We start from the raw sequence: 16,762 nt of genomic DNA, 5'->3' as shown, positions 1-16,762 counted from the left end.
CGTCGGGCGTGGATCGTGAAAGCCCTGACGTTGTTCCTACAGTTCGTCGAGCAGCCAGAGGGCAACGACGATGACGATCACGAGCGCGATGAGTGGGCGTGCGAGCCGGAGAGCGGCGGTGAGCGCGCCGAGGAGTGCATCGAGGACTTCGATCGCGAGCCAGACGACGACCAGCGCGAGGGCGATTTTCACCAGCGAGTCCGTGTCGAGCGCGCCGCGTGCGCGGGGCATGGGAGGGGTTGCGTGACGACGACTAAGAGCCTACCGACTTCCATGTGACTAGTTGCCAGGAAACGTTTAACTCGGTGGCTGCGTTTCTCGGAGGTAGATGACGCCGCCGGCTCCCACCAGCGTGCGGTCGCCGCTGTCCGCCGGGAGCGCCGCGGCTGGCGTGTCGCAGCGCCGACGACGACGGGGTCCCCGTGACCCCCTATAGCTAGCCCTGTTCTACCGTTCGTCGTCGACCGCACCGCCGTTCGACCACTGCGATACGCTACATACACAATGCCATCAGGAACCGTCGCGCTCGCCTTCTCGGGCGGGCTCGACACGACAGTCTGTGTCCCGCTGTTGAAAGAGGAGTACGGCTACGACGACGTGATCGGCGTCACCGTCGACGTCGGGCAGCCCGACGCCGAGTTCGCGGCGGCCCGGGAGACCGCCGCCGCGCTGGGCGTCGAGCACCACGTCGTCGACGCCACGGCCGAGTTCGCCGCGCTGTGTTTCGACGCCGTGCGTGCCAACGCGACCTACCAGGGGTATCCGCTCGGCACCGCGCTTGCCCGCCCGATCATCGCCGACGCCATCCTGTCGGTGGCCGAAGCCGAGGGCTGTGCGGCGCTGGCCCACGGCTGCACGGGGAAGGGAAACGACCAGTTGCGCTTCGAGGCGGTGTGGCGCGCCAGCGATCACGAGGTGTGTGCGCCCGTCCGCGAGCTCGGGTTGACCCGCGAGTGGGAGATCGAGTACGCCGCCGAGCGCGACCTCCCGGTGGAGGCGGGCAACGAGGGCGAGTGGAGCATCGACACGAACCTCTGGAGTCGCAGCGTGGAGGGCGGCCACCTGGAGGAGCCCGACTACCAGCCGCCCGCGGACATCTACGCGTGGACCGACGCGCCGAGCGGTGAGACGGGCACCGTCGACATCACCTTCGAGGCCGGGGTGCCGGTGGCCGTCGACGGGACGGCGATGGAGCCGGTGGCGCTCATCGAGGCGCTGAACGACCGCGCGGGGAGCTACGGCGTCGGCCGCACGGACATGCTCGAAGACCGCATGCTGGGGTTGAAAGTCCGCGAGAACTACGAGCATCCGGCCGCGACCACGCTGCTGGCGGCCCACAAGGCCTTGGAGGGGCTCGTGTTGACGAAGGCCGAGCGGGATTTCACCGCGGCGGTGAGCCAGCAGTGGGCGCAAAAGGCCTACGAGGGGGTCGTCGAGCATCCGCTGATGGACGCGCTGAACGGGTATCTGGACGAAACCCAGTCGGCGGTCAGTGGCACGGTGACCATCGCCTTCGAGGGCGGGCGGGCGCGCCCGATCGCCCGCGAGAGCGAGCACGCGGTGTACTCCGCGGACGCGGCGTCGTTCAACACCGAGACCGTGGCGGGGATCGAGCAGGCCGACGCCACGGGGGTCGCGAAGTACCACGGCTTCCAGTCGCGGTTGGCGAACGCGGCGTTCGACGGCAACAAATGACCGGGGGCGGCGATCCGGTGGTGCGCCGCGACCGGTTCAGCGGCGGGCCCGCACGCTCGTTCCTCTCGTCGATGGACGGCGACGGCCGCATCTTCGAGGCGGACCTCGCGGTGGACCGCGCACACGTCGTGATGCTCGCCGAGCAGGATATTATCGGCGACGAGGCGGCGGCGGCGATCCTGGGCGCGCTGGCCGACGTTGAGGCGGCGGGGTTCGACGCGCTTCCCCCGGGCGAGGACGTGCACGAGGCCATCGAGACGGCGGTCGTGGAGGCTGTCGGGCGTGACGGCGGGAAGCTACACACCGCGCGGTCGCGCAACGACGAGGTGGCGGCGTGCATCCGGTACCGGCTGCGCGCGGACCTGCTGGACGCCGTCGAGGCCGTGGTGGCGCTGCGGAGTGCGCTGGCCGACGTCGCGGCGGCGGAGGCCGAGACGGTGATGCCGGGGTTCACGCACCTGCAGCCCGCACAGCCGACGACCGTCGCGCACTGGGCGCTCTCGTACGCGGGGACGCTCGCCCGTGACACCGGCCGGCTGTGCGACGCCTACGGGCGCACGAACGAGTCGCCGCTGGGCGCGGCGGCGTTCGCCGGCACCACCTTCGGCGTCGACCGCGAGCGCACGGCCGCCCTGCTGGGGTTCGACGGCGTCGTGGCGAACGCGGCCGACGCCGCCGCCAGCCGTGATTTCCTGCTGGAGGCGGTGAGCGCGCTGGCGTCGGTGGCGGTGACGTGTTCGGGGCTGGCCGCGGACGTGGTGTTCTTCGCGAACCGCGGGTTCGTCGAGGTGAGCGACGACTACGCGTCGACGTCGTCGATCATGCCCCAGAAGAAGAACCCGGACACCATGGAGTTGGTGCGCGCGACCGCGGGCGACGCGGTGGGCGCGCAGCAGGCCCTCGCGACGACGCTGCAGGGGCTGCCGCGGGCGTACAACCGCGACCTGCAGCGTGCGACCGGGCACGCGTGGACCGCCGTGGATGGCGTGACCAGCGCGGTCGAGGTGGCGGCGGGCGTGGTGGCGACCGCGGGCTGGCCCGCTGACGACCTCGAAGCCGCGGCGGGCGAGGGGTTTTCGACCGCGACCGGTGTGGCGGACGCGCTCGCGGCGGGGGGGCTGCCGTTCCGGACGGCCCACGAGGTCGTGGCGCTGGCGGCCGAGCGCGGCGGCGAGGGGGCGACCCTGGACGCGGTGGCGGCCGCGACCGAGGCGGTGACCGGGGAGCCGTTGTCCGCGGTCGTGGAGCCGGCGGCGGTGGCTGACGCGCTGGATCCCGTGGAGAGCGTCGCCGCTAGGGATTCGGCGGGCGGCCCGGCACCGGCGGCCGTCGAGGCCGCCGTGGCGGACGTGCGCGACGGGATCGACGCCGACGAGGCGGCGCTGGCGGCCGAACGGGCGTCGCTGGCGGACGCTGCGGACGCGCTGGCCGCGGAGGTGTCGGGGTATGTGTGAGTGGGGGCGGGGCGGATGACGGTCGTCGTGGCGCTCAGTGCGGCCGGCGATCCGGGAGTGGCGGCGGCCGATGTGGCGCATCTCGCGGCGAACGGCGAGGCGGTCGTGGTCGTGTGCGGCGGGGCAGTGGCCGCGGAGGACGTGCTGGCGGCGTTCCGGGCGGTCGGCGTACCGGGCGTGGCGCTCGACGAGGCGGCCGTCCTGGCGGGGGACCGGGAGTGTGTGAGTGCGGCCGTGCTGGCCGAGGAGTGCGACGCCGGGTGCGTGCCCGTGGTGTCGGGAGACGTCGACCGCGCGGCGGCCGCCATCGCCGGGGCGTTGGACGCCTCGCTGGTGGTGGTGGCGGACGCCGACGGCGTGTCGGAGGCGGTGGTGGCGGCCGAGGCGGCGGTCGCAGGCGGGGTCGCGGAAGCGGTGGTGGTCGACGGGGGGCGGCGTGATCCGGTGGTGCGTGGGCTCAACGGACGGGCTGGCATCCGGGTCACGCCGTCGGTGGGCGGGTGAGCCCGGGCCGGATCGCAGTGGCTGCGTGCGGGGCTGAGGTTTTTGTTCCAGCGGCCGAAACCCCGGAGTATGGAGTTCGTTACGACCGAGACCGTGCCCGGGCGCGAGATCACGGAGTCGCTGGGCGTCGCGCGCGGGAACACGGTGAAAGCCCGGAACGTCGGCCGGGACATCACGCAGAGCATCCGGAACATCACCGGCGGCGAGTTGAAGGCGTACTCGGAGCTGTTGACCGACGCCCGCGACGACGCGCTGGATCGGATGGCCGAGGACGCGCGGTCGATGGGCGCTGACGCGGTTGTGAACGTGCGCTTGGAGAGTTCGGAGATCGCGAACGGCGGCTCGGAGGTCATCGCGTACGGCACCGCCGTGACGCTGGCCTGAGGGCGGGTGCCGTGTCGCCGTCGGGGACAACTTCTTGTGCCATGAGAACGACCATCAAGACGTATCGCAATGCAACCGTGCCACAACTGTCAGTCGGTCATCGACGAGTACACCCTCGACAAACAACTCGACGGGCTGCGCGAGCTGACAGTCGACGATTTCAACCTCTGTGCGGACTGCGTGACCGTCGTCGACGACGCGTGTGTGACGTGTGGCGGCGCGGTCTACGTCCCCGAGAGCGCCACGAAACCCCCGCATTACTGTCCGGCGTGTCGGGCTGACCTGCTGGCCGGCGGCCACGACCCCGGCTGGCGCAGCGACGTGGTGTCGGACTGACCCCCGGAGGTCGGTGGCAATACTCACACCACCCGCCTGGTATTTGTGGGTCGCCCACGGAAACCGAGCCATGACTGACCTCTCGCTGGCGGGCGAGACGCCGGCGTGCGCGACCGACGACGTCTGGCTGGCGTGCGTGGAGTGTGGTGGGACGCTGGCACCGTTCGCGGACGTGGTGTACCGGTGCCCGGAGTGCAGCGGCCTGCTGGAGGCGCGGTACGCCGACTACCCGGGATTCGAGGCGTTCAGTGGGCGCGGGGTCTGGCGGTACGCCGACGCGCTCCCGGTCGACGCGGGCGTCTCCGTCCAGGAGGGCGACACGCCGCTGTACGAGGCACCCGACGTCGCGGCGGCGGCCGGCGTGGCCGACGTCCGCGTGAAACACGAGGGGATGAACCCGACGGGGAGCTTCAAGGACCGCGGGATGACCGTGGGCGTCCGGGTCGCCGAGCGCCTCGGCGTCGACCGGCTGGCGTGCGCGTCGACGGGGAACACCTCGGCGGCGCTGGCGGCGTACGGCGGGCGCGCCGACACCCCCGTGTTGGTGTTGCTCCCCGCGGGCAAGGTGGCGGCGGGGAAGATCGCGCAGGCGGCGCTGCACGGCGCACGCATCTGCGAGGTCGACGGCAACTTCGACGACTGCCTGGACGTGGTCGCCGAACTCGCCGCCCGCGGGGAGGCGTACCTCCTGAACAGCCTGAACCCGTTCCGCCTGGAGGGCCAGAAGACCATCGCGTTCGAGATCCTTGAGCAGTCCCGGACGGCCACCGGCGAGTGGCCCGACCGCATCGTGCTCCCGGTGGGGAACGCCGGGAACACGGCGGCCCTCTACAAGGCGTTCCGCGAACTCGTCGCGGCGGGCGCGATGACCGACGACGAGATGCCGGCGCTCACCGGCGTGCAGGCCGCGGGGGCGGCACCGATGGTCGAAGCCGTCGAGGCGGGCCGCGGGCGCACCGAGCGCTGGACGGACGTCGAGACGCGCGCGACCGCCATCCGCATTGGAAACCCCGTGAACGCGCCGAAAGCGCTGCCGGGCGTCTACGAGACGGGTGGCACCGCCGTCGCCGTCTCCGACGACCGCATCACGGACGCCCAGCGCATGCTCGCCGGCGACGGCATCGGGGTGGAGCCGGCGTCGGCGGCCAGCGTCGCGGGCCTGCTGGCGCTCCGCGAGCGCGGCGAAATCAGCGCCGACGAGCGCGTGGTCTGTCTGACCACCGGCCACCTGCTGAAAGACCCGGCCGCCGCGGCCGCCGCCGGGGGCGACACCACGCCGGTGCCGGCGGACGCCGACGGCGTCCTCGACGCGCTCTGAGCGTCAGGTGACGCGCGCGATGATCACGGCGGCCACGATCAGCGCGCCGACCAGCCCCCAGAACGCGATCTCGTAGTTGGCGGCGGTCGACACGGCGCCGACGTACGTCGGGCCGAGCGCGCCCAGCCCGATGTAGACGGTCCGCATCGCGCCGAGGTCGCCGCCGGCGGACTCCGGGGGGAACGCGTCCATCAGATACGACTGCATCACCGGCGGGAACGCCAGCAGTCCCGCCGCAAACACCACCACCGCACCGACGGCGGCCACGGGGGACGGCACCACCACGACCGCGGAGAGCGCGGCCGCGCCCAACACGAGCGCGCCAACGGCGAGCGCGCGCCGGGAGATCGTGTCCGACAGCGTGCCTGCAGTGGGTTTGGCGATGGCGCCGACGGCGAACAGCGCGCCGAAGGCGACGGTGCCGACCACCGGCGCGAACTCCTTGCCGTCGGTGAAAAACGTCGGCAGGAACGCGGCGATGGCCTGCCAGGTGAACGCGTACAGCGTGTACGCCACCAGGATCCACCGGAACTGGGTCCCCGAGAGGAGGCGGGCGGCGGTGTCGCGGACGGCAAGCGACCGGCGCTCGAAGACGTACGATTCGCGGCTCCAGACGTGCAACGCGATGGCGACGGCGGCGGTGAGACAGACGATGGGGACGAACGCGTACCGCCAGCTGAGGAGCGCGAGCGCGACCGCGGCGATGCCGGCGGCCGACATCCCGCCGAGATCGCCGGAAGCTGTGTGCAGGCCGAACGCCCGGCCCTGCTTGGTCGAGTAGAGGTCCGCAACGAGCGCGCGGGCGGCGGTGGGGTAGAGCCCTGCACCGGTGCCGACGATGGCCGCCCCCACGAGCAACGCGGCGTACGAGCGCGCGGTTGCGAGGACGACGAACCCACCCGACGCCATCCCGAGCCCGGTGACCAGCAGCGTCTTCCGCGAGAGGGCGTCGGAGAGGCGGCCGCTCGGGTACTGCAACAGCGCGTACAACCCCCACAGCGTCGTGAACGCGAACCCGGCCTTGGTGTTGGTGATGTGGATGTCCGCGGTGAGCGCCGACAGCATCGGCGACAGGACGAGGCGGCCGGCCTGAATCGCGAACCAGCCGGTGGAGATGGCGACCAGCAGCCGCCCGGCGTATCCACGAACGAGGCCGTCGTCGCTGGGAGATGTCACTGTTGTCGTGGAGGACTGGCGGGCATTTGAGGGCGCTGAAATCGGCAGGATTCAACCCCCCGGCAGTCGGCTACTCGTCGTGTTCGCCCGCCAGGGCGGCCTCACGGAGTTCCCGGCAGCGCTCGCTGCCCACGTCGAGGTCCGGGACTGCGGTCGGCTGCATGTCGTCGTCGACGGCCACGAACACGAAGTAGGAGTCGGTGGTCGGTTCGGTCTCGCCGCTTCGCGGGTCCTCGCGGAACGCCCGCAGCCGCACCTTGATGCTGGTGTGGCCGGTGTCGTAGGCGTACGCCTGGATGACGCAGATGTCGCCCTGTGGGACGGGGCGCTCGAAGTCGAGGCTGTTGATGCGGGCGGTGACACACGTCTTGCCGGCGTGGCGCATCGCCGCCATCGCGCCGATCTCGTCCATCCACTTGACGACGTTGCCCCCGTGGGCGGAGGCGTAGTTGTTGGTGTCGTCGGGCTGGACGCGCTCGCGGTTCTCCATGAACGTGTCGCTGATCGAACCCATACCACACGGAGGGCGGCCAGCCGGAAAACGGCTGGTGTGGGCCGTCGGCGGCCCGAGTGGGCTACTCGCCGTTCAGTTCGATGCTGGTGACGTCGACGATGCGGTCGTCGCCGGCGAGTTCGTCGAGGGCGCGCGCGGGCACGTCGGCGTCGAGGTTGTAGACGGTGAGCGCCTCCCCGCCGCGGGCTTCGCGGGCGTTGAACATGCCCGCGATGTTCACCTCGGCGGTGCCCAGGACGCCGCCGATGAACCCGATGACGCCGGGCGTGTCGTGGTTGCGCGCGACGAGCATGTGGCCGTTCGGGGCGGCCTCGACGCGGAACCCGTCGATCTCCACGAGCCGGGGGTCGTCGCCGGCGAACAGCGTGCCCGAGACGGTGAGCTCCGCGTCGTCGTTGCCCACCGTGACCGAGACCAGGCTCTGGTAGGCCTCGCTGCGGTGGTTTTTCGTCTCCGTCACGGCGATGCCGCGCTCCTCGGCCACCCGGGGGGCGTTGACCGCGTTGACCTGCCACTCCAGGCCGGCGAACGCGCCCTGTTGGGCGGCCGCCGTGACGAGTGCGACGTCCTCGTCGGCGACCTCGCCCTGATACGTGACGTCGACGCGCTCGATGCGGGGGTCGAACAGCGCCGCGGCGACGGTGCCGGCGGTCTCCGCGAGGTCGACGAACGGGCGGATGCGGTCGAACGCCGACCGCTCGGCGCTGGGCGCGTTCAGCGCGTTCACCACCGGATCGCCGGCGAGCGCGGCGACGACCTGGTCGGCGGTGTCGGTGGCGACGTTCTCCTGGGCGGCCTTCGTGGACGCGCCCAGGTGTGGCGTGGTGATGATGCTGTCGGCGTCGTGGAGCGGGGACGCCGCCGGGAGCGGCTCCGTGCGGAACACGTCGAGGGCGGCCCCCGCGATGACGCCGTCCTGGGCGGCGTCGGCCAGCGCGTCCTCGTCGACGACGCCGCCGCGGGCGACGTTGATGACGTAGCCGCCGTCCATCCGGGCGAGTTCGGCCTCGCCGATGAGGCCGTCGGTCTCGTCGGTGAGTGGGACGTGGATCGTGAGGAAATCCGCGCGCGCGACGCAGGTCTCGATGTCGACCAGCTCCGCGCCGAGCTGTGCCGCCCGGTCCTCGCCGATGTAGGGGTCGTAGGCGACGAGGTCCATGCCGAGGCTGTCGAGGCGCGTGGCGACCTCCTGGCCGACGCGTCCGAGGCCGACGACGCCGAGCGTCTTGCCGGAGAGTTCGGTGCCGAGGTAGTCGTCTTTCGCCCACGACCCGGCGTCGAGGCGGGCGTGGGCCTGCGGGATCGAGCGCGCGGCCGCGAACGCCAGCGCGACGGTGTGCTCGGCGGCGGCGCGGACGTTCCCCGCGGGGGCGTTGGCGACCATGACGCCGTGGTCGGTGGCGGCGTCGATGTCGATGTTGTCGACGCCGATGCCGGCACGGGCGACGATGACGAGGTCGGGGGCGGCCTCGAAGACGGCGTCGGTGACAGCGGTGCCGGATCGCACGATCAGCGCGTGGGCGTCGCCCACGGCGTCTAAGAGCGCGTCGCCCGTGGCGTCGTAGGCGGTTGTGACCTCGTGGCCGGCGTCCCGGAGCCGGTCGAGGCCGGCGTCCGCGATGGGGTCGGTGACGAGAACTCGCATGTGAGTGGGTCAGCGCGCGCGCCGATAAGCGTTTCCGCATGTGTGTGGGGAGCTACCGGAGCCCGCACCCGAAAGTGATGCACGATGCTGTGTTGGTCGGCGCCGAAATACTGCCGGATGTGGGGTGTTTATGCTGGCCGCAGGGCAACTCCGGGCATGACACTGGTGGCGTTCGACTTCGACGGCACGCTGGCCGAGTCGGAGATGCTCGACCGGATCGCGGCGCGCGCGGGCGTCGGCGACGAGGTGGCTGCCATCACCGAGCGCGCGATGCGCGGGGAGCTGTCGTACGCCGACAGCCTCCGGGAGCGCGCCCAGTTGGTCGCGGGGCTGCCCGAATCGGCGGCCGCCGCTGTCTACGACGGCGTCCGCCTGCGTGACGGCGCGGGCGATCTGGTGGCGAAGCTCCGCGATGGGGGTGTTCGGGTCGTGGTGTTGACCGGCGGCTTCAAGCCGGGCGTGGCCGCGGCGTTCGACGCCGCCGGCGTGGCCGCCGACAGCGTAGTCGGGAATCGCCTCGTGGCCGCCGACGGCGAGCTCACCGGCGCGGTCGAGGGCCCCCTGGTCGAGGGCACGAAAGACGACGCGCTCCGGGACGCCTGCGAGGCGGCTGGGACCACGCCCGCGGCCGCGGTGGCCGTGGGTGACGGCGCAAACGACGTGCCGATGCTGGACGCCGCGGGCACCGCGATCGGGGTCGACCCGAAGCCGGGGGTCGACGCCCACTGCGATCACACCGTCTCGTCGATGGACGCGCTCGGGCGCGTGCTCGACGACCACGGCATCGCGTGAGCGCCGGGCTCACAGCGCGTCGGCGAGCTTCTGGACGGGATGTGGCGGGGCACCGTCGGTGTCGACGTCGTCGCGCTCGCTGAGCTGGCTGCGACACGACGACCCCGGCGCAGTCACGGTGTCGGCGTCGCTGTCGGCGACCTGATCGGCGAGGATGTCGGCGATGGCCTGGCTCATCGAGTAATGCTCGGCCTCGTAGCCGAAGCTGCCGGCCATCCCACAGCACGTCGAATCCAGCGGGTCGACCTCGTAGCCCGCGCGCCGAAGGACGCCGACGGCGTGGTGGTCGCGCTGCTGGGCTTTCTGGTGGCAGTGGCCGTGGTAGGCCAGCGATTCGCCGTCGGCGTCGAAGCCGGCGGCCGCGTCGAGCCCGTGACGGTCGAGGTACTCGCAGACCCCGTACGTGTTGGCGGCGACGGACGCCGCGGGGGCGCTGGACAGGAGGTCGTGGTAGTCGTCTTGGACCATCACCGCGTCGGAGGGTTCGACGTACACCACGTCCCAGCCGTCCGCGACCTTCGGCGCGAGCGCCGCGACGTTCTCGCGCGCGATCCGGCGGGTGCGGTCGATCAACCCCCGCGAGTACGCCGGCCGCCCGCTGGTGCCGACGCCGTCGGGGAGCGCGACGTGGACGCCCGCGGCCTCCAGCACGCGCACCGCGGCTTTCCCGACGGCGACCGTGCTGTAGTTGGTGTACGGGTCGGGCGCGAGCAGGACCGTGTGCTCGGCGGCTGCCTCGGGCACCCGGCTGCCGCCGCGCGCGTCGAACCACGCCCGGAGGCTCTCCCGCCGGAACGTCGGGAGGTCGCGCTCGGCGGCGATGCCCAGGGTTTTCTCGGCGAGCGCGCCGGCACCCGGCAGCGCCGTGGCCCAGTTCGAGACGGGCGCGAGCGCCGACCCCAGGTGGAACAGCGCCTCAGTGTGGCCGAACAGCCGGTCGAGGACGCCGACGCCGTCGGCCTGGTGGCTGGCGTGTTTCACCTCGGTTTTGAGTTTCGCCATGTCCACGCCGCTGGGGCAGTCGAGTTTGCAGCCCTTGCAGCCCACACAGAGATCCAGCACCTCCGTCAGGAACTCGTCGTCGAGGGGGTCGGCGGGGAGGTGGCCGTTCATCGCCGAGCGCAGCATGTTCGCACGCCCGCGCGTGCTGAGTGTCTCCTCGTTGGCGGCGCGGTAGGTCGGACACATCACGCCGCCGGTGGTGTCCTGGTGGCCGGTGCACCCGGCACAGCCGTGACAGAGCTCGGTCATGCCCCGGAATCCGTTCTCGGTGTCCCAGTTCAGTGCGGGATCGAACCCGGCGTCGAACTCGTCGTCGGGGGCGACACGCAGGTGGTCGGTCATGTCGATCTCGCCGGCGGCGTCCCCACAGACCGGCCCGGGGTTGAGGATCCAGTCGGGGTCGAAGGCCGCCTTGGTGCGGCGGAACGACGCCCACAGGTCCTCGCCGTAGAACTTGCGGTTCCACTGGCTGCGCGCGCGTCCGTCGCCGTGCTCCCCGGACACTGCGCCGCCGTACTCCACGACGAGGTCGGTGACGCGGTCGGCGATTTCGGCCATCTTCGCGACGCCCGCCTCGTCGGCGAGGGTCACGAGCGGGCGGACGTGCAGGACGCCGGGACCGGCGTGGGCGTAGTAGGACGCGACCGTGTCGAGGTCGTCCAGGATGGCCTGGAAGTCCGCGACGAACGCCGGCAGGTGGTCGGCGGGGATGGCGGTGTCCTCGATGTAGGGGTAATGTTTCTCGTCGCTGGTGCGGGACAACAGGATGGGGAGGCCGGCCTTGCGCATCTTCCAGAAGTGGGCCTGGCGGTCGTCGTCGTAGGCCTCCAGCGCGTCCACCGCGTGCACGGGGGCGTCGGTGGTGGTGGCCCCGGGTGGGTCGGCGGCCGGCGTGGCGGTGGGCAGGCGGTCGGCAAGTAGGTCGGCCACGCGGCGGCGGGCTTCGGCCGGGCTGTCGGCGTAGAACTCCACCAGCAGCGTCGAGTCCGTGCCGTCGGGCAGCAGCCCGACGACGTCGGCGAACTCGTCGGTGTCCCGCGCGAGATCGAGGAACACGTCGTCCATCACCTCAACGGCGGACGGGTCGTGATCGAGAACGGGGGCCACGTCCTGCATGGCGTCGCGCACGTCGTCGTACGTGAGCATCGCCACCGCGGTCTCCGCGGGGACCGGCTCCAGGGAGACTTCCGCCTCGGTGATGATGCCCAGGGTGCCCTCGCTGCCGGCGAGCAGGCGGGCGGCGTTCACCGCGCCGTGGGCCTCGGCGTCCGCCAGCAGGCGGTCGTAGTTGTACCCCGAGACGTTGCGCTTGAGGTCCGGGAAGCGCTCGCGGATCCGGTCGGCTTCCTCGTCGAGGAGCCGCCGGAGGTCGGCGTAGATGCGGGCTTCGAGGTCGCCGTCGGGGTCCGCGAGCGCGTCGAGGTCGTCGGTGTCCACCCAGCCCAGCGTGGTCACCGTGCCGTCCGCGAGCACGACCTCGGCGGATTCGAGGTAGCCGTCGGCTTTCTCGTACTGCAGGGAGTGTGCGCCCGTGGAGTTGTTGCCGATGGCCCCGCCGAGCACGCTCTTGTCCCCCCACGCGGGATCGGGGGCGTACTTCAGACCGTGGGTGGCGAGTTCGTCGTTGAGGGCCGCGAGCGTGATCCCGGGCTGGGCGCGCGCGGTCTCGGCCTCGGGGTCGAACCCGACGAAGCCGTTCATCGCGTGTTTGAAATCCAGGACGACGGCCTCGTTGACCGCCTGGCCGGCGAGACTGGTGCCGCCGCCGCGGGGGAGCACGGGGATCCCGCGGTCGGCGCAGTACGAGACCACGGCGGCGACGTCGTCGGTGGACGTGGGGAACACGACGCCGACCGGGAGCGCCTCGTAGATGCTGGCGTCGGTGGCGTACAGCTGGCGCGTGTAGCTGTCGAAGCGCACGTCGCCGTCGACGCGCTCGCGGAGGTCGTCGACGAGCCCGGGGCGCTCGACGCTGTCGCTGGTGTAGTCGTAATCGGCGTCGGGGTCGGTTGACGGGTCATCGGAGCGGAGGTCGCGCGTTGCCATCGTCGACCGTAGGGGGTGTGGCGTGTTATGCGGTGGTGGTCAGTCCACGGCGGCGTGGCGGGACGGCGCTACGCCGACCCGACCGCGGCCTCGATGGCGGTTTCGAGGTCCGCGACGATGTCGGCGGGGTCCTCGATGCCGACCGACACCCGCACCATCTCGGGGCGCACACCGCCGGCGCGCTGGGCTTCGGGGGTGAGCTGCTGGTGGGTGGTGGAGGCGGGATGGATCACGAGCGTTTTGGCGTCGCCGACGTTCGCCAGCAGGCTGGCAAGCGTGGTCTCCTCGGTGACCGCTTGGGCGGCGTCGTAGCCGTCCTCGACGCCGAACGTGAGCATGCCTCCGTAGCCCGAATCGAGGTAGGTGGTTGCGTTGTCGTGGGTGTCGTGGTCGGCCAGTCCGGGGTAGTTGACCCACGACACGTTGGGGTGGTCCCGGAGGTGTTCGGCGACGAGCTGGGCGTTCCGGCAGTGTTGTTGCATGCGCAGCGGGAGCGTTTCGAGCTTCTGGAGGGTTTGCCAGGCGTCGAACGGCGACTGCTGGTTGCCCAGATCGCGCAGCCCGCGGGCGATGGCGGCGTACGTGAACGCGGCGTCCCCGAAGCGATCGGTGAAGGTCACGCCGTGGTAGGCGGGGTTTTCCTGGGCGATCTCGGGGTAGTCGGCGGCGTGGGCGTCCCAGTCGAAGCTGCCGGCGTCGACGAGCGCGCCGCCGACGGTGGTGCCGGCACCGTGGATCCATTTGGTGGTGGAGTGCCAGACGATGTCGGCACCGTGGTCGATCGGGGTTGCCAGCGCGGGGGTCGCGAACGTGTTGTCCACCAGCAGGGGAACGCCGTTTTCGTGGGCGATGTCGGCGATGCGTTCGAGGTCGGGCGTGATCAGGCTGGGGTTGCCGACGGTTTCGACGAGCACGTAGGCGGTGTCGGCGTCGATGGCGTCGGCGTAGGCGTCGTAGTCGAGGACGTCCACGAACGTCGTGTCGACGCCACGGCGCTGGGCGCTGTGCGTGAGGTACGTCACGGTGCCGCCGTAGAGGTCGCTGGCGGCGACGACGGAGTCGCCGGCGCGTGCCAGCAGGAACGTCGCGAGATCCAGGGCGGCCATTCCGGACGCGGTGGCGACCGCGCCGACGCCGCCTTCGAGGGCTGCGAGGCGGTCCTGGAGGGTCTCCACGGTGGGGTTCATCAGCCGCGAGTAGATGTAGCCGTCCCGCTCAAGGGCGAACTGGCCGGCGGCGTCGGCGCTGTCCTCGAAGGCGTACGACGTGGTCTGGTAGAGCGGCGGCGCGCGAGCGCCCGTGGCCGGGTCGACGCGCTGGCCGGCGTGTACACTGTTGGTGTGGAGTCCGTGGTCGTGGCCCATGACTGGGAGTACGGCACCAGTGGTATAAACCGCGCCGACACCTGCAGGTGCTGCCGGGCTTCGGGAGTGTCACACACCACCGGTGGCGTCAGTGACCGCCGCCCCGTCGGTGCCGGCGGCGAGGAAGTCCGCCAGCGGCGGGCCGACGGCCGCGGAGTCGACGAGGAACGCGTCGTGGCCGTAGTCGGAGTCGACGACGTGGTGGGCGACGCCGGCGGCACCGCCCGCCCGGAAGGCGTCGGCGACGGTCGCGCTCTGTGCGGCGGTGAAATGCCAGTCCCCGGTGAACGACAGCACGAGCGCGTCGCCGTCGAAGGCCGCCAGCGCGTCGGCGACGGAGGGCAGCCCTGCCGCGAGGTCGTAGGCGTCCATGGCGCGCAGCAGGTAGAGGTAGCTGTTGGCGTCGAAGCGGGCCACGAACGTGTCGGCCTGGTAGTCGAGGTAGGATTCGACGTCCCGGGTGGCGAAGAACTCGGCCGCGGGGTCGGCGGGGAGGGCGGTGTCGGTGGTGGCGGTCCGGCGACCGAACTTGTCGGCCATCGACGCCTTCGAGAGGTACATCACGTGGCCGAGCTGTCTGGCGAGCGCCAGTCCCCGGTCGGGGTGTGCGCCGCCGTAGTAGTCGCCGTCGTTCCAGTTCGGGTCGCCGCGGATGGCGCGGCGTGCGATGGCGTTCAAGCCGAGGCATTGGGCGTCGAGGCGTGGTGCGGTGGCGACGGCGGCGATCCGGTGTACGTCGTCGGGGTAGCGCCGCGCCCAGTCGAGGGCGTTCATGCCGCCGACGCTCCCGCCGACGACGGCGTGCAGGCGGTCGACGCCGAGGGTGTCGAGGAGGCGGCGCTGGCAGCGTGTCCAGTCCGGGACGGTGACGGGGGGGAAGGCGGTGCCCCAGGGGTCGCCGCCGGGGCCGTCGGCCGGCGGACCGTCGGTCCCGTGGCAGGAGCCGGGCACGTTCGCGCAGACGACGAAGTACTCGGTGGTGTCGATGGGGCGTCCGGGGCCGACGATGTCCGGCCACCAGCCTCGATCGTCGCCGTCGGCGCGCCCGCGGACGTGCTGGCTGCCGGTGAGCGCGTGACAGACCAGCACCGCGTTCGAGCCGGTGTAGTCGCCGTACGTGCGGTAGGCGACGGTGAGGCTGTCGACGGTGTCACCGCAGGCAAAGGTGAACCCGTCGAGCTCAGTGGTCGGCATCGGTCCCCCGTCGGTGCATACTTGATAGTAATTTTTCGCCACCGTATTATGCACAGCAATCACGGCAAGGGCCGCCGCCATCGCGCCGCGGGCCACACGAGAGGCGGCCGCCGGGGCGGGTTCCGCCACAGCCGCCGCGCTCTTGATGCTTCGATCCCAACCCTCGCCGAATGGCCACCCGGGAGCGCGCGGCCTTAGCCTCGGTCGTGTTCGCAGTGCTGTTCGCACAGGTGCTCGTCTATCCGGGCGCGACCGACCTCGTCGAAGCCTACGGCGCAGCCGCCCCGGAGACCGCGAGCCGGTGGTTTCTCGCCGCCGAGTTCGGCGCGTTCGTCGCGTTCGCCGGCGTCTGGGGGGCCGCAAGCGACCGCGCCGGCCGCCGCACCCCGTTCATCGCCGCGGGTGCCGCCGCCGGCAGCCTCGGCTACGCCGTGCTCGCTGTGGCCCCCCTCGGGCTCGGCGGCGCGCTCGCGTTGCGCGTCGCACAGGGCGCGGCCACGATCGGCGCGTTCTCGCTGGCGATGACGATGCTCATGGACCTCTCGGCCGACCACGGGGCGGACATGGGGGCGGCCGGCATCGCCATCGGGCTGGGCACCGCGCTGGGCGCGCCCATCGGCGGCCAGCTCACCGAACTCGCGCCGCGCGCCCCACTGGTCGTCGGGAGCGTCGCCCTCGCCGTCGCCGCCGCCGTCACCGTCCGGCTCCCGGACAACGCCCCCACCACCACCCAGTCGCGGCTGTCCGCGGCCGTGCTCGCGGTGCGTGACACGCCGGCGGTCCTGGTGCCGTACGCGTTCGGCTTCATCGACCGGTTCACCGCCGGGTTCTTCGCGCTTGTCGGGACGCTGTACTTCCAGTCCAGGTTCGGCCTCGACGCCGGCGCAACCGGGCTCACGCTCGCGCTGTTTTTCGCGCCGTTCGCCCTGCTGCAGTACCCCTTCGGCCGCCTCTCGGATCGCATCGGACGCACCATCCCCATCGCCGCCGGGTCCGCGCTGTACGGCGTCGCGGTCGCCGGCGTGGGGGTCGCGCCCGGGCTGCGGGTCGCACAAGCCGGCATGGTCACGGTCGGCGTGCTAGGGGCGCTGATGGCACCCGCCACGATGGCGCTGGTCACCGACATCGCGCCCGACACCGAGCGCGGCGTCCACATGGCGGGGTTCAACATCGCCGGCTCACTGGGGTTTTTGGCGGGCATCGTGGGTGGCGGCTGGATCGCCGACCGCCGCGGCTTCCAGGACGCGTTCGCGATCGCGGGCGGCGCTGAACTCGTGCTTGCGGCCGTCGCGTTGCCCGCGCTGCTGGCGCTGCGGGACCGCCGAAGCGAGTAGCGAG

At 71.8% G+C, this 16,762-nt stretch carries 15 protein-coding genes; 8 read left to right on the top strand and 7 right to left on the bottom strand.

Features of this window, described 5'->3' with window-relative positions; all coding sequences use genetic code 11:
• Positions 1-36 precede the first annotated feature (36 nt).
• Positions 37-231 (bottom strand): DUF7554 family protein, encoded by a 195-nt coding sequence (locus APQ99_RS03920; protein WP_012289506.1) that lies wholly within the window; start codon positions 229-231, stop codon positions 37-39.
• A gap of 273 nt (positions 232-504) precedes the next feature.
• On the opposite strand from APQ99_RS03920, the gene APQ99_RS03915 reads away from it, so the two are divergent.
• The 6 genes from APQ99_RS03915 to thrC all read left to right on the top strand — a co-directional run bounded on the left by APQ99_RS03915 (position 505) and on the right by thrC (position 5,691).
• Positions 505-1,695: an argininosuccinate synthase gene (locus APQ99_RS03915; RefSeq protein ID WP_136360919.1), complete on the top strand. Its 1,191-nt coding sequence runs from the start codon at positions 505-507 to the stop codon at positions 1,693-1,695.
• Positions 1,692-3,149, top strand: coding sequence for an argininosuccinate lyase (gene argH, locus APQ99_RS03910; protein WP_136360918.1), 1,458 nt, complete (start codon positions 1,692-1,694; stop codon positions 3,147-3,149). The genes APQ99_RS03915 and argH overlap by 4 nt, the downstream gene beginning before the upstream one ends.
• 15 nt (positions 3,150-3,164) lie before the next feature.
• Entirely contained in the window at positions 3,165-3,653 is a 489-nt protein-coding gene (locus tag APQ99_RS03905; protein ID WP_136360917.1) for a hypothetical protein, read from the top strand.
• A 69-nt stretch (positions 3,654-3,722) separates the two neighbouring features.
• Complete coding sequence (locus APQ99_RS03900) at positions 3,723-4,037, top strand: YbjQ family protein (protein ID WP_010903818.1); 315 nt, start codon at positions 3,723-3,725, stop codon at positions 4,035-4,037.
• Between the two features lie 69 nt (positions 4,038-4,106).
• Positions 4,107-4,373, top strand: coding sequence for a DUF7571 family protein (locus APQ99_RS03895; RefSeq protein ID WP_136360916.1), 267 nt, complete (start codon positions 4,107-4,109; stop codon positions 4,371-4,373).
• A 70-nt stretch (positions 4,374-4,443) separates the two neighbouring features.
• Positions 4,444-5,691, top strand: a complete 1,248-nt coding sequence (thrC, locus tag APQ99_RS03890; RefSeq protein WP_136360915.1) for a threonine synthase — start codon at positions 4,444-4,446, stop codon at positions 5,689-5,691.
• Positions 5,692-5,694: 3 nt separating this feature from the next.
• Here the strand turns inward: thrC and APQ99_RS03885 are convergent, their stop codons facing one another.
• The 3 genes from APQ99_RS03885 to serA form a co-directional block, all read right to left on the bottom strand.
• Positions 5,695-6,867, bottom strand: coding sequence for an MFS transporter (locus tag APQ99_RS03885; RefSeq protein ID WP_012289505.1), 1,173 nt, complete (start codon positions 6,865-6,867; stop codon positions 5,695-5,697).
• A gap of 70 nt (positions 6,868-6,937) precedes the next feature.
• A complete protein-coding gene (locus APQ99_RS03880; protein ID WP_010903814.1) occupies positions 6,938-7,381 on the bottom strand; it encodes an acyl-CoA thioesterase in 444 nt (147 codons plus the stop codon).
• A 61-nt stretch (positions 7,382-7,442) separates the two neighbouring features.
• Entirely contained in the window at positions 7,443-9,026 is a 1,584-nt protein-coding gene (serA, locus tag APQ99_RS03875) for a phosphoglycerate dehydrogenase (protein ID WP_136360914.1), read from the bottom strand.
• A 156-nt stretch (positions 9,027-9,182) separates the two neighbouring features.
• Here serA and serB point away from each other — a divergent pair, with 156 nt between their 5' ends.
• Positions 9,183-9,818 (top strand): phosphoserine phosphatase SerB, encoded by a 636-nt coding sequence (gene serB, locus APQ99_RS03870; RefSeq protein ID WP_244288998.1) that lies wholly within the window; start codon positions 9,183-9,185, stop codon positions 9,816-9,818.
• Positions 9,819-9,827: 9 nt separating this feature from the next.
• Here serB and APQ99_RS03865 read toward each other — a convergent pair whose 3' ends face one another.
• The 3 genes from APQ99_RS03865 to metX form a co-directional block, all read right to left on the bottom strand.
• Complete coding sequence (locus tag APQ99_RS03865; RefSeq protein WP_136360912.1) at positions 9,828-12,866, bottom strand: FAD-binding and (Fe-S)-binding domain-containing protein; 3,039 nt, start codon at positions 12,864-12,866, stop codon at positions 9,828-9,830.
• A gap of 68 nt (positions 12,867-12,934) precedes the next feature.
• Positions 12,935-14,230, bottom strand: a complete 1,296-nt coding sequence (locus tag APQ99_RS03860; RefSeq protein ID WP_136360911.1) for an O-acetylhomoserine aminocarboxypropyltransferase/cysteine synthase family protein — start codon at positions 14,228-14,230, stop codon at positions 12,935-12,937.
• 69 nt (positions 14,231-14,299) lie between these two features.
• Positions 14,300-15,424, bottom strand: a complete 1,125-nt coding sequence (gene metX / locus APQ99_RS03855) for a homoserine O-acetyltransferase MetX (RefSeq protein WP_136360910.1) — start codon at positions 15,422-15,424, stop codon at positions 14,300-14,302.
• A 170-nt stretch (positions 15,425-15,594) separates the two neighbouring features.
• Between metX and APQ99_RS03850 the strand changes: the two genes are divergently transcribed.
• Positions 15,595-16,758 (top strand): MFS transporter, encoded by a 1,164-nt coding sequence (locus APQ99_RS03850; RefSeq protein ID WP_010903808.1) that lies wholly within the window; start codon positions 15,595-15,597, stop codon positions 16,756-16,758.
• The last annotated feature ends 4 nt before the right edge of the window (positions 16,759-16,762 follow it).

It is taken from the genome of Halobacterium salinarum DSM 3754 (genome assembly GCF_008124605.1).
In the GTDB taxonomy this organism is placed as follows: Archaea; Halobacteriota; Halobacteria; order Halobacteriales; family Halobacteriaceae; genus Halobacterium; species Halobacterium salinarum.
The sequence above is the reverse complement of the archived record's forward strand: the minus strand, read 5'-3'. Positions and strand labels throughout refer to the sequence as shown.

Excerpts from the sequence above, each read along its gene's own strand:
- APQ99_RS03920 (WP_012289506.1), bottom strand. The coding sequence starts at position 231 with ATGCCCCGCGCACGCGGCGCGCTCGACACGGACTCGCTGGTGAAAATC.
- APQ99_RS03915 (WP_136360919.1), top strand. The coding sequence starts at position 505 with ATGCCATCAGGAACCGTCGCGCTCGCCTTCTCGGGCGGGCTCGACACG.
- argH (WP_136360918.1), top strand. The coding sequence starts at position 1,692 with ATGACCGGGGGCGGCGATCCGGTGGTGCGCCGCGACCGGTTCAGCGGC.
- APQ99_RS03905 (WP_136360917.1), top strand. The coding sequence starts at position 3,165 with ATGACGGTCGTCGTGGCGCTCAGTGCGGCCGGCGATCCGGGAGTGGCG.
- APQ99_RS03900 (WP_010903818.1), top strand. The coding sequence starts at position 3,723 with ATGGAGTTCGTTACGACCGAGACCGTGCCCGGGCGCGAGATCACGGAG.
- APQ99_RS03895 (WP_136360916.1), top strand. The coding sequence starts at position 4,107 with ATGCAACCGTGCCACAACTGTCAGTCGGTCATCGACGAGTACACCCTC.
- thrC (WP_136360915.1), top strand. The coding sequence starts at position 4,444 with ATGACTGACCTCTCGCTGGCGGGCGAGACGCCGGCGTGCGCGACCGAC.
- APQ99_RS03880 (WP_010903814.1), bottom strand. The coding sequence starts at position 7,381 with ATGGGTTCGATCAGCGACACGTTCATGGAGAACCGCGAGCGCGTCCAG.
- serA (WP_136360914.1), bottom strand. The coding sequence starts at position 9,026 with ATGCGAGTTCTCGTCACCGACCCCATCGCGGACGCCGGCCTCGACCGG.
- serB (WP_244288998.1), top strand. The coding sequence starts at position 9,183 with ATGACACTGGTGGCGTTCGACTTCGACGGCACGCTGGCCGAGTCGGAG.
- APQ99_RS03865 (WP_136360912.1), bottom strand. The coding sequence starts at position 12,866 with ATGGCAACGCGCGACCTCCGCTCCGATGACCCGTCAACCGACCCCGAC.
- APQ99_RS03860 (WP_136360911.1), bottom strand. The coding sequence starts at position 14,230 with ATGGGCCACGACCACGGACTCCACACCAACAGTGTACACGCCGGCCAG.
- metX (WP_136360910.1), bottom strand. The coding sequence starts at position 15,424 with ATGCCGACCACTGAGCTCGACGGGTTCACCTTTGCCTGCGGTGACACC.
- APQ99_RS03850 (WP_010903808.1), top strand. The coding sequence starts at position 15,595 with ATGGCCACCCGGGAGCGCGCGGCCTTAGCCTCGGTCGTGTTCGCAGTG.